Here is a 14826-nt window from a genome sequence, read left to right as displayed (position 1 = left end):
GGTCACAGATAGCCGGGAAACGGCGTGACGCCGGTGAACACCGCGCCCGCGCCGTCGAAGTTGCCTTCGCCGAGAAACGCGTGCTGCGTGACGACCATCGCATCGCGCAGCAGCCGCTGCAACGGATGCGTGCGATAGATCGCCGCCGTGCCGCCGAGGCGGTACGCGCGTTCGACGACGCTCGCGCCTTCGCGCGCGATCTGCGTGGCCGCGAGCCGCAGCAGGCTGATCTGGTCGGGCGTCACCGGATTGCCGGCGAGGATCGATTGCCACACGGTATCGGTCGCGTCATAGAAGAACGCGCGTGCCGAGCGCAGTTGCGCTTCGGCCTTCGCGAGCTCGATGCGGAAGTACGCGCGATCGGCGAGACGCGGCGCGCCGGTCGTCGTCTGGCGGCCGCCCGACATCCGGTTCACGACGTCGAGCGCCGCGCGCGCGAGGCCGAGGTTGACGACGGCCAGCACCTGCGCCGCATACGCGACGGTCGGGTAGCGGTACAGCGGCTCGTCGACCGTCGCCTCGCCGCCGCGCACGAAGGTCCACGCCTCGGGCACGAAGCGGTCGTTCACGCGCAGGTCGTGGCTGCCGGTGCCCTGCATGCCGACCACGCTCCAGTTCTCGACGATCTCGACGTCGGCGGCGCGGAACACGGCCGTGCGCGGCTTGTTGGGCGCCGCGTCCCGCGCGCCCGGCACGGCGATGCCGACGCCGAGCCAGTCGGCGCCCTTGCAGCCGCTCGCGAATTTCCACGTGCCGTTCACGCGCCAGCCGCCCGGAGCGTCCTGCACGGGCTGCACCGGAAACAGGCCGCCCGCGAACACCTGATCGGGGCCGCTCGCGTACAGCTCGGCCTGCGTGTCGAGCGGCAGCGCGGCGAGGTAGACGTTCGCGGAGCCGAAGCTCGCGACCCACGCGGCCGAGCCGTCGGCGGTTGCGATCCGTTCGATCATGTCGAGGAACGCGGTCGGCGCGAGCGCGTCGCCGCCGAAGCGGCGCGGCGTGCCCGCGCGATAGATGCCGGCCTGCTTGAACAGCGCGATCACGTCGCGCGGCACGTGCGACAGCCGGTCGAACTCGTCGCGGCGGGCGGCGACGGTTTCGATCACCGCGTCGAGCGGCGACAACTGCCCGGCCGCGGGACGGGCCGCGGGCGGCGAAGGCGGCGCGGATTCGATGGCGAGGGCGGCTTGCGGCATGAAAGTCTCCTGGGGATGGGGCGATGTCGGGCATTCGCACGTGCGTGTCATATGCAAACAGACCCTAGTCTAGAAACGCCGAAAACACGCAGCAATTGGTGCGTTGGGCCGCCTGACTGGTGACGCTCCGTGCCGGCCTAAAGAAATCTTCAGATGCGATCGGCGCGCGCCGGTGCTATGTTGGGCTTCCGGTCGCGCGACGCCGCGCGCCTTGCTCTGAATCCGATCATGAGTTTTCCCGACGAAGACGATTTCCACCGGCTGCTCGACGCGCTGACCACGTGCGTGCTGCTGCACGACGCGCAGACCAAGGCGATCGTGTGGGCGAATCGCGCCGCGTGCATCGCGCTCGGTTTTTCCGTCGAGGAATTGCTGCCGCTGAAGGCGCCGGACATGACGCGCCCCGAGCCGAAGTACCGGCGCGAGATCGCGGTGAGCGCGTGGGATCGCGCGCTCGTCGACGGGCCGCAGGTGTACGAGTGGTGTTATCGATCGCGTACGGGCGTCGACATGCTGTCCGAGGCCACCGCGACCTACGTGCCGCTGCGCGGGCGCGACGTCGTGATGGTGCAGTTTCGCGACATCAGCGCGGAAGAGGCGGTGCGCCAGCAATTGCGCCGCTACGAGGCGCGGCTGCGCGAGTTCATGCAGGATCTCGACGAAGGGATCGCGGTCGTGACGCCGCACGGCGGCGTGCAGTTCATCAGCGAGTCGGGCCGCCGCGTGCTCGGGCTCGCGCCCGGCGAACCGCTCGGCGAGGTGCTCGACTACTGCGCCGAAGCCGATCGCGACCGGCTCGTCGCGCAGTTGCGCGATGCACCGTCGGCGCATCCGTCCGCGCCGCAGCGCTACCGGATCGTACGGCGCGACGGCTCGGCATGCTGGCTGCGCATCCTGTGCCGGCAGGTCGAGATCGAAGGCGATCTCGACGGGCTGCTCGTGCAGTTCCGCGACGTGAGCGACGAAGTCGCGATCGAGGACGCGCGGCGCGCCGAGGCGCGGATGCTCGAATACGCGGGCCGTTACAACGCGATGGGCGAGATGGCGACCGTGATCGCGCACGAATTGAGCCAGCCGCTCGCGGCCGTGCGCAATTTCATCGAAGGCGCGGTGCGACGGCTGAACGGCAACGGCGCCGTCGACGACGCGATCTGGGGGCTGCGCAGCGCGGACCGGCAGGCCGAGCACGCGGCGCTGATCATCAAGAGCGTGCGCGAGTTCATCGTGAAGCGCGAGCCGGTCGTCGCGCGGGCCGACCTGCGCGACATCCTCGCGGACGTCGCGTACTTCATCGAGCTGCGCGCGAAGGAAGCCGGCGTGACGGTCGCGATCGTGCAGGCCGACACGCCGCTGCCGATCCGTTGCGAGCGCGTGCTGATCGGGCAGGTGATCCTGAATCTCGCGTTCAATGCGATCGAGGCATTCGCCAGTTGCGAGCGCGTGCCGCGCACGCTGACGCTCGGCACCGCGAACGTGGCCGGCCAGGCGGAGTTGCGTGCGGTCGACAATGGCCCGGGCATCGAGGCCGGCGCGCACGAGCGGCTGTTCGACGGCTTCTCGTCGTCGAAGGCCGGCGGCAACGGGATCGGGTTGTCGCTGTGCAAGAGCATCGTCACGCGCCACGGCGGGCGGATCGCCGCGAGCGCGGCCGCAGGCGGCGGGCTCGACTGCCGCGTCACGTTGCCGCTCGCCGATGGTTGAGCGCAACCGCGGCGGCGCGTCGCGGCGGGGCGGTGGCGCACGGCGCATCGTCAGCGCCCCAGCGCCCGCGCGGTCCGGCCGCCGATGCCGAAGTCGGTGTTCGGAATGTCCTTGATGATCACGCGCGTCGCCTGCAGTGGCACGTCGAGCACGTTCGCGCCCGCGTCGGACAGCGCGGCGATCAGCGCGCGCTTCTGCTCGTCGGTGCGGCCGGCGATCAGGATCGCGACGATCACCGGCAGCGACGGCGGCGCGCCGTCCGCGGCGCTGCGGCCGCCGAGGCCGATATGCGTCGCGGGCAGTTCGGTGAGCAGCACGCGTACCGATTCGATCGGTGCGCCGATCGCGTCGACGGTCGCAACGGTCAGTCTCGCGATCAGTTCGGCCTTGCGCGCATCGTCATGGCCGGCCGGCAGGAAAACTTCGAGTGTGGGCATGATGGCTCGGAAAGGTGAAGGTGACCGGTTCACCTTTGCGCGTGCAGCTGTGAACCGGCCACGGCTTACAGCAGGAAGCCGATCGCGCTGAGCGCTTCGGTCGAGTCGATCAGGCGCACGACCTTCTCCGCGATCCGCATCTCGCCGTCGGCATCGACGTGCAGTTTGTGCGTGACGTCGGCCGCGAACAGCGTCGCGGCACCGCGCTTGTACGCGACGACGACCTGCGCCGATTTCAGCTCGACGGTGTCGGCGCTGCCGCTCTCCAGCGTGAAGCGCGACACGGTGCGCACCGTGCGCGCCGCGTCGGCGGCCGACGCCGAGTAACCGGACACCATCCGCTGCACGCGCTTCTCGCGCATGTCGTGGTCGTCGAACACGTAGTTCAGCGTCGCCGCGAAATCGGTCGTGTCGGGATCGATCGGCACCACGTAGTGGCCGGCCGGATCCCACAGGTCGAGCCATGCGCGGTAGTCGCGGCGGTCGAGCATCTCGGCTTCGCGCCACACGAATTCGACCGCGCGGGCGAAGGTCTGCTCGGAAAAGAGGGCGTTGCGGTCGTCCATCACTGTTGCTCCATCATCTTGCGCCACTGCTGGTAGGCCTCGCGCATGCCGGTTTCGTCGGTCGCGTGCGCGGTCTTTTCGCCGTTCGCGGCGGTAATTTCACGGTTCAGCCCGCGATTCACGAGGATCGGCACGTCGGGGCCCGCATGCGCGCCGCGCTGCACGCGCTCCCAGGCTTCCGCGTCGTCGGGGCTGCCGAAGCCGAACGGGCCCTGGAAGTGTTCGTGAATGCGCAGGCGCTCGCGGTTCGCTTCGTCGGGGCCGCCGTCCATCGCGAGCGCGACGTGGCGGATCTCGGTTTCGTTCGCGGAGATCGGCCGCAGCACGCGAAAGAACGCCATCGACAGCGCGAGGTTCGGGAACAGGTTCAGGTTGAAGCCGACGCCCATCAGCGAGCGCACGATGCGGCGCACTTCGTCCGGCGCGTGGCGCTCGGCGAGCTTCGCCGCGAGCGGCGCGAAGCGTTCGGGCAGCGGGGCGCCGTCGTCCGCGTCGAGATCGATCAGCTCGGGCATCAGCACCGCGAGGCTGTGGCCGTTGCCGAGCGCGCGGCAGAACGCGTCCTCGCTCGTCATGAAGCGCGTGATCGCGGCGGCCGTTTCGTCGTCGATCGACTTCATCCACGACTTGTGCACGACCGGGAAGTGGTAGAGGTCGGTGGTGTTCTCGAGCTGGATCTTCCAGTTGCCCTTGAACCTGAACTTGTGCTCGCCATTCGCCTTGATCGGGTAGCCGGCGCCCTGTTTCATGAACAGGTCGATCCACGGCTTCGCGCCGCCGAGGAAATCCTCGAGCGGCTCGATCGCGTCGTTGAAGCTCGCGAAGATCAACCCCTGGTACACGCCGACGCGCAGCTTCACGAGCGGCAGGTCGCCCTTGTCGCACACGCCTTCGTAGCCGTCGCCGTACGGCAGCGCGCGCAGCGTACCGTCGAGCGCGTACGACCAGCTGTGATACGGGCACGTGAAGCCCTTCGCGTTGCCCTTGTGCGCTTCGCACACGGTCGCGCCGCGATGGCGGCAGCGGTTCTGCAGCACGTTGATCTCGCCGGTCTTGTCGCGCACGACGATCACCGGCTGGCGGCCGATCGTCGTCGTGATGAAGTCGCCCGGGTTCGGCAGTTCGCTTTCGTGCGCGACCCAGATCCAGGTGCGGTAGAAGATGCGGTCGAGCTCGGCTTCGAACAGCGCGGGGTCGTGGTACATCGCGGGCGCGATGCGGTCGGGCTGCGCGAGACCGTGCAACGCGCGGGTGTCGATCGTCTGGTAGGCAATGTCGCTCATCGTCGTCGTGGGGAAAGAGTCGCGAAAATCGGGCCGCGCCGGGCGCAGCGTCCGGAGATCAGTCTCGTCTTCTGCTACATATCGGTCAAATTGATCTAAAATCGACGATCAAATAAATGCGGCAAATGATGGAGGTCACGATGACATCGGTCGATCATCTCGATCTGAACCTGTTGCGCGTATTCCAGGCGATCGTCGAGGAACGCAGCCTGACGAAGGCCGGCGAGCGGCTTGCGCTGTCGCAGCCGGCCGTCAGCTATTCGCTCGGCCGGCTGCGCACGCTGTTCGACGATCCGCTGTTCGTGCGCACGCGCGCCGGCATGCAGCCGACGCCGGTCGCGCTGGAACTCGCCGGCATCGTCGGCAAGGCGCTCGACATGGTGCGCGTCGCGCTGCGCTACGCGGAGCGCTTCGATCCGGCCACCAGCACGCGCACGTTCCGGCTGTCGCTGTCGGATGCGGGCGAGATGGCGTACCTGCCGGCGATCTGCCGGGCGCTGCGCGAGCGCGCGCCGCGCGTGACGCTCAGCGTGCAGCCGCTGCCGGTGGAGGAGATCGAGGAAGCGCTGCGCGCGAGCCGGCTCGACTTCGCGATCGGCAACTTGCCGGAGTTGATGCCGCGCACGCGCCACCAGGTGCTGTTCGAGGAAACCTACGTGTGCATGACGGGGCGCAGGCGCGGGCTGCCGACGGCCGCCGCGCTGAGTCTCGAGCAGTTCGTGCGCGCCGCGCACGTGAACGTGAAATCGGTCGAGCACAGCCACCACGCGCTCGACGATGCGTTGCGCGCGCAAGGCGTGGGCCGCAACATCGCGCTCGAGGTGCCGCACTTCGTTGCGCTGCCGAGCGTGCTGTCGGTCACCGATCTGTATGCGACGCTGCCGAAGCGGCTCGCGCGGATTCTCAACCGCGACAACGCGTTCCGGCTGTACGACCTGCCGGTCACGCTGCCGCCCGCGCCGGTGACGATGCACTGGCACGAGCATTTCCACGAGGACGAGGGCAACGCATGGATGCGCGCGCTGCTCGCGGAGATCGTCGAGCGTTTCGACGAATGACGATCGGGCGGTGCGAGATGGGCGGCGGCCGCGTGTCGCCGGCGCCGGCCTGTCCCGACCTGAAGCGCATCGGTGCGTCAGCCGATCGGCAGATCGCGATGCGCCAGCGCGCCCCCGCGCATCAGAGATCGAGCACGAGCACGGGCGAGCGCGCACGCGACACGCAGCAGCAGATCACCGTGTTGCTCGCGCGCTCGGCCTTGCTCAGGCAGTGATCGCGATGATCGGGTTCGCCGTCGAGCACCGGCACCATGCAGGTGCCGCACACGCCTTCGCCGCATGAGGTATCGACCTCGATGCCGATCTTCGCGAGTGCGTCGACGATCGACGTATCGGGTGCGACGCGCACCGATTGGCCGCTGCGTTGCAGGCGCACTTCGAAGCCGTCCGCCGCGGCGTCATCCGCGGCGGTGACGCCCGCCGACGGTTCCGCCGCGAAGCGTTCGAGATGAATCGCGTCTTCCGGAACGCGCGTGACCGCGGCGGCGACGACCGCATCCATGAACGGCCCGGGGCCGCACGTATAGACATGCGCGCTCGAGTCGATCGACTCCATGCAGCGGCCGAGTTCGGCCGCGAGCGCATCGGGCTCGACGCCGTAGTGGAACGTCACGTGCGATGCGAACGGCTCGGCCGACAATTCGTCGACGAAGGCCGCGTGATCGCGGCTGCGCGCGAAGTAATGCAACCGGTAGCGTGCGCCGCGCCGGTTCAGCGCATACGCCATCGACAGCAGCGGCGTGATGCCGATGCCGGCCGCGACCAACACGTGCTCGCTCGCGGCATCGGTCAAGCGAAACAGGTTGCGCGGCGCGCCGATCGACAATTCGGCGCCGACGCTTACGTCGTCGTGCAGCGAGCGCGAGCCGCCGCGCGAGTGCGTTTCCTTCTTCACCGCGAACAGGTAGCTGCGGCGCTCGTCGGGGTTGCCGCACAGCGAGTATTGCCGCGTGATGCCGGACGGCGCGGTGACGTCGATATGGGCGCCCGGTTCGTACGCGTCGAACGGCTCGCCGTCGACGCGCGAGATCCGGAAACAGCGGATGTCCTGCGCCGCGTCGATCAGCGCGTCGATCCGGACCTGGTGGCGGTTCGCTTGCATGGGAAATTCCGTGGGGTAGAGAAAAGCGGCGCGGCCGAGCCCGCGCCGGCATGCAATCGAGAATAGGGATGGGCCTCGCATAAATCAAATCGATTAAAAATCGATGCTGGAATAAGCGGGATGGATGATGGTGAGTGTGCCGATTGTCGCCGGTCGGCGTGGCGGCGATCGCGCGGCCGGTGCGCGGACCACGCGATCGGTGAACCGCGCGGCTTCAGCGAACGGCGATGGCGTTGCCGCCGTCGACGGCCGCGTCGGCCGAAGCCGATGCCGCTGCATGACCGCGTTCGCGTTCGAGGCTGCGGCGATAGTGGCGGCACCCTGCGGCGAGCAGCAGCGCGGCCAGCGTGGCCGCCGCGACGTTGACGATCGCCATCGAATGGCCGACCGCGGCCGGCGCGCCGAACACGCGATCGGTGAATAGCGCGACGACGGTCGTGCCGATCCCGAGCGCGATCAGGTTCGACACGAGCAGGAACAGCGCGGAGATCTGCGCGCGCATCTGGTTCGGCGCGAGCGTCTGCATCGCGGCGGTCGACGTCGGCATTGGGAACGATGCGAAGAACATCGCGACGACCAGCATCGCGAGCGACGCGGGCAGGCTGTCGAGCTGCGTGAACAGCGTCGCGGGAATCACCATGCACGCGGCGCCGATCGCGCCGGCACGCATCGGCGCATCGCTTCGGCCGCGCCGCAGCAGCCAGTCGTTGAGCCAGCCGCCGCAGAACACGCCGGCCGTGTTCGCGGCCAGCAGCACGATGCCGAGCGTGTAGCCGGCTTCGACGGCCGTCATTCCGAAGTGGCGGATATAGAACGCGGGCGTCCAGCTCAGCAGGCAGTACAGCGTCATCGCATAGAACGAGAAGCCGAGGTAGTGGCACGCGAAGGTCGCGCGATGCGCGCCGACGAAGCGCAGCGAATCGCGCATCGACACGCGCCGCACGGCGCCCGAGCGATCCTGCGCGAGCCCCTTGCGCTGCGGATCGCGCACGGTCGCGGCGAACAGCAGCGCAACGAGGATCCCCGGCAGCCCGACGATCAGGAACGTGACCTGCCAGGCATGCACCTGCCCGACGATCGGCAGCGTGAACGCGCTCGCATGCTTGAGCAGCGCGATCACGTAGCCGCCGATCAGGAACGCGATGCCGCCGCCGATGAACGAGCCGAGCGAATACACGGCGATCGCGCGGCCGAGCTTCTCCTTCGGGAAGTAGTCGGCGAGCATCGAATACGCGCCGGGCGACAGCGCGGCCTCGCCGACACCGACGCCCATCCGCGCGACGAACATCTGCACGAAATGCTGGCTGAGCCCGCATGCGGCGGTGGCGACGCTCCACAGCGCGATGCCGAGCGAGATGATGCGCGGGCGCGCATAGCGGTCGGCGAGATACGCGACGGGCAGCCCCATCACCGCATAGAACAGCGAAAACGCGAAGCCGTTGAGCAGGCTGAACTGCGTATCGGACAGGTGCAGGTCGCGCTTGATCGGTTCGATCATCAGGACGAGGACCTGGCGGTCGACGAACGAAAAGATGTACGCGAGCATGCAGATGACGACGACATACCATTCGTACGTATAGCGCTTGCCGTCGGCAGCGCGGGCCGTGGATGCGGACATGCGGGTTCTCCAGGAGCGGGCGGTGGAAACGCGCGGCATCGGCCTCGCGGGCCGGGCGCCGTCGCGGCGCGAACGCGTGCGCGTGACACGATCGGTGACGCAGCGTAGTCGGCCAAATTCGGCCGCCATAGCCGGAGTGACAGCCGCGCCGCACGGACATTTACCGACGCGGATAAAGAAAACACCGAGGCCTTGCGCGCGAGCCGCCCCGCAGCGTACGTGCGACGGGGCGCGCGCGCATCATGCGGCGCGTCTATAAGCGTTATAGAGCGCATTGCGTCGACGTCCGAAATTGTCGTTCCTAGACTCGGCCGGGTTTTGATCGGCGGCGTTCGCGTCTCAAGGCGAACGCGCTTCACACCGAGCGGCGCGATGCCGACAGGCGCCGCAACTTCTACGGGACGACTCAGATGAACCAACCGAACGGGCGGGCCGACCGGCTTGCCGTACTGCTTGCCGCGCTGCTCGCGTGCATGACGCTGCCGGCCGCCGCGCAATCGAGCGTGACGCTCTACGGCCGCATCGACACCGCGATCGAATACGCGAACGCCGGGCCGAACCACGTGACACGCATGGGCAGCGGCAACCTGTGGGCGTCGCAGTGGGGGCTGAAGGGTGTCGAGGATCTCGGCGGCGGCTACGCGACGATCTTCAAGCTCGAGGACGGCTTCAACGCGGCGAACGGTGCGTTGTCGAACAGCAGCGCGCTGTTCGGCCGCGAAGCGTGGGTCGGCATCACGGGGCCGTTCGGCGGCGTGCAGTTCGGCGAGCTCTACACGATCCTGCATACGACGCTCGTCACGTACAGCCTGCCCGGCCTCGGCGCGGGGCTCGCCTGGGGCAACGCGACCAACAACTTCGTCGGGCCCGCGTTCCTGCGCGTGCGCAACTCGATGCGCTACACGTCGCCGCGCTACGCGGGCTTCATGCTGCGCGCGATGGCCGCGCGCGGCGCCAATGGCGCGGCCGGGCAGCCGGCGACGCTCGGCGATACGTACGGCGCGGGCATCAACTACGTGCGCGGCGGGCTGTCGGTCGACGTCGACTACATGCAGCAGAAGTTCAGCCCGGTAGCCGCATCGACGCTCGGCAACACGAGCCCGGCCGCGAACGGCAACTACACGCTCGGCGCGATTTCGTACGACTTCAAGGTCGTGAAGGTGGCCGCGCTGTATATGCGCCATCGCGGCGGCCCCGATGTGGCGACCGCGGTCGACAGCCAGAGCGCGTATCCGCACAGCGACATCATGGAGCTCAGCGCGACGGTGCCGATCGGACGCGCGTCGCTGCTGCTGAGCGTCGGCCATTACCGGAAGGTGGCCGACAGCGACGGCAACGCCGATTCGTACGGCATCCGCTTCGACTATCCGCTGTCGAAGCGCACGGTGCTGTACACGGGCGCCGCGATGGTGCGCAACGGCGCGCATGCGCGCTTCGTCGTCAACGGCGCGGCGGGCGGCGGCGTCGCGGTCGCGAAGCCTGGCGCGACCGCGAGCTCGCTCGTCGCGGGCATCCTCACGTCGTTCTGAGCGTTTTGGCGGACCCGCGCCCTGGTGCGGGCCCGCTCGCGCCGCTACGCGCAGGCGGGCGGGTGCGGCGCGAGCCATGCGTCGAACGGTGCCTGCTCGCCGATATTGAACAGTTCGAGCAGCAGCGCGCGCAGCCAGCGATGGCCGGGGTCCGCGTCGAAGCGACGATGCCAGTACGCGTTGACGGACCACTCGCCGGCGCCGGCGACTTCGTAAAGCACGCACGGCTGGCGCGCCGCGAACGTGATCGCGATCGTCTCCGGCAGGATCAGCGCATAGTCGCCGCCTTGCAGTAATGCCGGCACCACCATGAAATCGGGCAGCGCCGCGCGCACGCGCGGCATCAGTTCGTGCCGTTCGAGCAATTGCATCGATTGCGGATGCGACGTGATCGCGACGAAGCGCAGCGCGTCGGGCGCCGCGCCGTCGAGCACGAAATCGTCGGGCAGGCCGACGCGCCGGGCGGTGCGGCGCGGCATCAGCAGCACGCAGCGCTCGTGCAGCAGCGCGGTGCGCTGGAAATGGCTCGACGCATCGGCGAAATGGCCGAGCGCGAAGTCGATGCGCCCCGATTCGAGTGCGACGTTGAGCTGGCATTCGTCGACGTGCAGCGTCTCGATCACGGCGCCCGGCGCGCGCCGGTCGAACGCGGCGAGCAGCGTCGGCAGGAACGCGCTCGCCGCGAAATCGCTCATGTGCAGGCGGAACACGCGCTGCGTGCTGTCGGGCGCGAAGCGCGAGCCTTCGTCGAGCACGTCCTGCAGGATCGCGAGTGCCTTGTCGACCGAGATCGCGAGCCGTTGCGCGCGCGGGGTCGGCTCGACGCCGGTGCCGGTGCGCACGAACAGCGCGTCGCGGAACATCAGCCGCAGCCGGCCGAGCGCGTGGCTGACGGACGGCTGCGTGACGCCGAGCCGCAGCGCCGCGCGGCCGACGTTCCGCTCTTCATACACCGCGCGAAACGTCTTCAACAGGTTGAGATCGAGATCCTGCACGCGCAGGCCGTCGGGCGAGTCGCCGTCGTGCGGCGCGGCTTCGGGGCGGGCGGGGGCCGTCGCGCGGCCGGGAGTGGAGAGCGTCAACGTGTCTGCCTCGCGGTGACGGAAGGCGCGTGGCCGTAACGCCGCGCATATGCCTTCGCGAAATGGCCGAAGCCATGGATGCCGTGCGCGATCAGCACGTCGGTCACGCTGCGCGCGTCGCCGCGTTGCAGCGCCGCGTGCACGGCGGCGAGCCGGCGCTCGCGCACGTACGCGGCCGGCGTGGTGTGCAGGAACGCGCGGAACGCATGCTGCAGCGTGCGCGGCGCGACGCCCGCGACGGCCGCCAGCACGGCGAGCGCGAGCGGTTCGCCGAGGTGCGCATCGACGTGAGCGCACGCGCGCCGCACGTGCGCGGGCAGCGGTGGCGTGCCGCGCAGCAGCGCGTCGCTGTACGCGTGCGGCAGGTGCGTGAGCAGCAGCGACATCAGCCACGCGGTGAGGTCCGCGCCGAACACCGGCGACGCCGTGCCGATGCGCGGCTGCGCGCCGAGCCGGCACAGGTATTCGAAGGTCGACAGCACGAGCGCGGCGCCCGCGCCCGCGCCGCTCGTCGCGAGGTCGAATTGCAGCGGCCGCGTGAGCGGCGCGCGCAGCATGTCCTGCAACTTGCGTTCGAGCGCGCCGCGTTCGAGCCGCAGCACGAGATTGCGGCAATCGCGGCTCGTGCGCAGGCGGCTCGCGAGCGCGGGCGACGACACGGTCAGCGCGCCGGGGCCGGCGCGCGCGACGACGCTGCCGGCTTGCAGTTCGCACGCGCCCGCGAGCGTCAGCCGGAACAGGAAGTGATCGGCGTCGTCGCCGAAATCGATGCGCGTTTCACGACCGTAGCAGAGTTCGAGCAGCGCGCCGTGATGCAGCGGCACCTCGTACAGCTCCGCATGAAACGGATCGCGGCCGGACGCGGCCATCCGATGCGGCCCGAGACGATGCGCGACCGCGCGTTCGACTTCGTCGGGCGCCTGCAGCGTGCCGAGCCGGTTCGGCGCATGACGGGAAAGGGCGATGTCCATTCCTAGACCTCGAAGCGGAGGCGGGCGTGCAGCGTCGTGCACGGCGCCGCAATTGCGTTGCGCGAACGGGCGCGTCGTTGCGCGTTTTGAAGCGACGCGGCGCAGGCGGCCGCGTAGTCTCGGACAGACTCGATCACCGGGAGAAAACGATGAAGGTATGTGTTCTGGGCGGCGGCCACGGCTGCCATGCGGCGGCCATCGACCTGCTCGAAAAAGGCCACGACGTGACGTGGTGGCGGCGCGACCGCGCGCCGCATGCGCGGCTGCACGAGCTCGGCGTGCTGAACGTCACCGACTATCGCGGCAAGCGCACGGTGCCGCTCGGCGACGCGCCCGGCGCGATTCGCCTGACCGACGATCTCGCCGCCGCGTTGAGCGGCGCGCGGCTCGTCGTGGTGCCGCTGCCGGCCACGTCGCACGACGCGCTCGCCGCGCAGGTCGCGCCGCTGCTGGAGGACGGCCAGGTCGTGTTTTTGCCGCCCGGCACGTTCGGCAGCGTCGTGTTCGCCCGCGCGGCGGCCGACGCCGGCAATCGTGCGCGCGTCGCGTTCGCCGAAACGGGCACGCTGCCGTACCTCGTGCGCAAGCATGGCGACAACGACGTCGTGATCAGCGCGTACGCGACGCGCCTGCCGACCGGCGTGTGGCCGGCGAACGCGGCCGGCTGGGCGTTCGACGTGCTGCGTGCGGGCTATCCGTCGGTCGAGGCGGTCGAGGATGCGTTGTCCGGCGCGCTGATGAACGCGGGCCCGGTGATCCATCCGCCGCTGATCCTGATGAACGCCGGGCCGCTCGAACACTTCGACGCGTGGGACATCCACAACGAAGGCACGCAGCCGTCGATCCGCCGCGTGACGAACGCGCTCGACGCCGAACGTATCGCGGTGCGCGAAGCGCTCGGCTACCGCGCGCCGCATTTTCCGCTCGCCGATCACTACGCGACCGAAGGCGACGAGTGGATGTACGGGCGCGGCGCGCACGGCAAGCTGACCGATAGCGGCGACTGGCGCGAGAAGATCGATCTGCGCACGCATCGCTACATGCTCGAGGACACCCGGCTCGGGCTGTCGTTCATCGTGTCGTGCGGGCGTTGGGCCGGCGTGCCGACGCCCGTCGCGCAGGGACTGCTGGGCATCGCGAGCGCGGTGGCGGTGCGGGACCTGTACGCGGAAGGCCGCACGCTGGAACGGCTCGGGCTCGCGACGCTGTCACGCGACGCGCTGCGCGTGCTGCTCGGCGCGGGGTACACGGCATGAAGGCGGCCGCGGAAGTGACGCGCATCCACGTGCTCGGCGCGGGGCGCATGGGGCAGGGCATCGCGCTCGTGTTCGCGTTCGCGGGCCTCGACGTGACGCTGATCGACTTCAAGCCGCGCGATGCGGCCGGCCGTCGCGCATTCGACGATCGCACGCGTGACGAGATCGCCCGGCCGCTGCATGCGCAGGTCGCGCTGGGCCGCATCGATGCCGCACAGGCGGATGCCGTCGTCGCGCGCATCGCGATCGTCGCGCGGGACGGCGCGGCCGACGCGGTGCGCGATGCCGATATCGTGTTCGAAGCGCTGCCCGAAGTGCTCGATGCCAAGGCGGACGCGCTGCGCTGGCTCGGCGAACACGTCGATGCGCACGCAACGATCGCGTCCACCACGTCGACGTTCGTCGTCACCGAATTGCAGCGCTACGTCGCGCACCCGGCGCGGATGCTGAACGCACACTGGCTCAATCCCGCGCTGCTGATGCCGCTCGTCGAGGTCAGCCGCAGCGAGGTAACGGATCGGTCCGTCGTCGACGCGCTCGCGGCGCTGCTCGAACGCGTGGGCAAGAAGCCGGTGATCTGCGGGCCGGCGCCCGGCTATATCGTGCCGCGCATCCAGGCGCTCGCGATGAACGAGGCCGCACGGATGGTCGAGGAAGGCGTCGCAAGCGCGGAGGATATCGACACGGCCATCCGCACCGGCTTCGGCCCGCGCTTCGCGGTGCTCGGGCTGCTCGAATTCATCGACTGGGGCGGCTGCGACATCCTGTATTACGCGTCGACGTACCTGGCCGGCGAGATCGGGCCGCGCTTCGCGCCGGCCGCGAGCGTCGTGCGCAACATGGAAGCCGGCCGCGACGGCGTGCGCACGGGCGCCGGCTTCCACGACTATGCGAACGTGGATGTGCCCGCGTACATGCGCCGGCGGCTCGGCGAATTCGCGCGGCTGCTCGACCATCTCGGGCTCGTGCCGACGTTCGACAGCGCGCGGCGCGGCCGGGACGCGTAGCCTCGACGTTGCGGCTGCGT

At 69.5% G+C, this 14826-nt stretch carries 13 protein-coding genes; 5 read left to right on the top strand and 8 right to left on the bottom strand.

What is annotated here, in order from left to right; all coding sequences use genetic code 11:
- Nucleotides 1–2 precede the first annotated feature (2 nt).
- Nucleotides 3–1196, bottom strand: a complete 1194-nt coding sequence (locus tag C5F75_RS27500; RefSeq protein ID WP_059580112.1) for an acyl-CoA dehydrogenase family protein — start codon at nucleotides 1194–1196, stop codon at nucleotides 3–5.
- A 153-nt stretch (nucleotides 1197–1349) separates the two neighbouring features.
- Here C5F75_RS27500 and C5F75_RS27495 point away from each other — a divergent pair, with 153 nt between their 5' ends.
- A complete protein-coding gene (locus tag C5F75_RS27495; RefSeq protein ID WP_104013009.1) occupies nucleotides 1350–2897 on the top strand; it encodes a sensor histidine kinase in 1548 nt (515 codons plus the stop codon).
- A gap of 50 nt (nucleotides 2898–2947) precedes the next feature.
- Here the strand turns inward: C5F75_RS27495 and C5F75_RS27490 are convergent, their stop codons facing one another.
- The 3 genes from C5F75_RS27490 to C5F75_RS27480 all read right to left on the bottom strand — a co-directional run bounded on the left by C5F75_RS27490 (nucleotide 2948) and on the right by C5F75_RS27480 (nucleotide 5183).
- Nucleotides 2948–3334: a tautomerase family protein gene (locus C5F75_RS27490; protein WP_104013008.1), complete on the bottom strand. Its 387-nt coding sequence runs from the start codon at nucleotides 3332–3334 to the stop codon at nucleotides 2948–2950.
- Between the two features lie 65 nt (nucleotides 3335–3399).
- A complete protein-coding gene (locus C5F75_RS27485) occupies nucleotides 3400–3903 on the bottom strand; it encodes an aromatic-ring-hydroxylating dioxygenase subunit beta (RefSeq protein WP_104013007.1) in 504 nt (167 codons plus the stop codon).
- Nucleotides 3900–5183: an aromatic ring-hydroxylating oxygenase subunit alpha gene (locus tag C5F75_RS27480; protein ID WP_060967911.1), complete on the bottom strand. Its 1284-nt coding sequence runs from the start codon at nucleotides 5181–5183 to the stop codon at nucleotides 3900–3902. The genes C5F75_RS27485 and C5F75_RS27480 overlap by 4 nt, the downstream gene beginning before the upstream one ends.
- Nucleotides 5184–5323: 140 nt before the next feature.
- Between C5F75_RS27480 and C5F75_RS27475 the strand changes: the two genes are divergently transcribed.
- A complete protein-coding gene (locus C5F75_RS27475) occupies nucleotides 5324–6241 on the top strand; it encodes a LysR family transcriptional regulator (RefSeq protein ID WP_059580327.1) in 918 nt (305 codons plus the stop codon).
- 121 nt (nucleotides 6242–6362) lie between these two features.
- Here the strand turns inward: C5F75_RS27475 and C5F75_RS27470 are convergent, their stop codons facing one another.
- Nucleotides 6363–7343 (bottom strand): PDR/VanB family oxidoreductase, encoded by a 981-nt coding sequence (locus tag C5F75_RS27470; RefSeq protein WP_104013006.1) that lies wholly within the window; start codon nucleotides 7341–7343, stop codon nucleotides 6363–6365.
- Between the two features lie 214 nt (nucleotides 7344–7557).
- Entirely contained in the window at nucleotides 7558–8961 is a 1404-nt protein-coding gene (locus tag C5F75_RS27465) for a spinster family MFS transporter (RefSeq protein WP_059580128.1), read from the bottom strand.
- Between the two features lie 410 nt (nucleotides 8962–9371).
- Here C5F75_RS27465 and C5F75_RS27460 point away from each other — a divergent pair, with 410 nt between their 5' ends.
- Nucleotides 9372–10490 carry a porin gene (locus tag C5F75_RS27460; RefSeq protein ID WP_104013005.1) on the top strand — a complete coding sequence of 373 codons (1119 nt, stop codon included), beginning with the start codon at nucleotides 9372–9374 and terminating at the stop codon, nucleotides 10488–10490.
- A gap of 44 nt (nucleotides 10491–10534) precedes the next feature.
- On the opposite strand, the gene C5F75_RS27455 is transcribed toward C5F75_RS27460, so the two are convergent.
- Together C5F75_RS27455 and C5F75_RS27450 are read right to left on the bottom strand one after the other, a co-directional pair.
- Complete coding sequence (locus C5F75_RS27455; RefSeq protein WP_099317123.1) at nucleotides 10535–11572, bottom strand: LysR family transcriptional regulator; 1038 nt, start codon at nucleotides 11570–11572, stop codon at nucleotides 10535–10537.
- Nucleotides 11569–12543: an AraC family transcriptional regulator gene (locus C5F75_RS27450; protein WP_099317124.1), complete on the bottom strand. Its 975-nt coding sequence runs from the start codon at nucleotides 12541–12543 to the stop codon at nucleotides 11569–11571. Before C5F75_RS27450 ends, C5F75_RS27455 begins: the two co-directional genes overlap by 4 nt.
- A gap of 149 nt (nucleotides 12544–12692) precedes the next feature.
- Here C5F75_RS27450 and C5F75_RS27445 point away from each other — a divergent pair, with 149 nt between their 5' ends.
- Both C5F75_RS27445 and C5F75_RS27440 read left to right on the top strand, forming a co-directional pair.
- Nucleotides 12693–13799, top strand: coding sequence for an NAD/NADP-dependent octopine/nopaline dehydrogenase family protein (locus C5F75_RS27445; protein WP_059580138.1), 1107 nt, complete (start codon nucleotides 12693–12695; stop codon nucleotides 13797–13799).
- Nucleotides 13796–14806, top strand: a complete 1011-nt coding sequence (locus C5F75_RS27440) for a 3-hydroxybutyryl-CoA dehydrogenase (RefSeq protein WP_104013004.1) — start codon at nucleotides 13796–13798, stop codon at nucleotides 14804–14806. Before C5F75_RS27445 ends, C5F75_RS27440 begins: the two co-directional genes overlap by 4 nt.
- Nucleotides 14807–14826 lie beyond the last annotated feature (20 nt).

The organism is Burkholderia anthinoferrum (genome assembly GCF_002925705.1).
Classification (GTDB): domain Bacteria; phylum Pseudomonadota; class Gammaproteobacteria; order Burkholderiales; family Burkholderiaceae; genus Burkholderia; species Burkholderia semiarida.
This window is presented reverse-complemented; position numbering and strand designations above follow the sequence as displayed.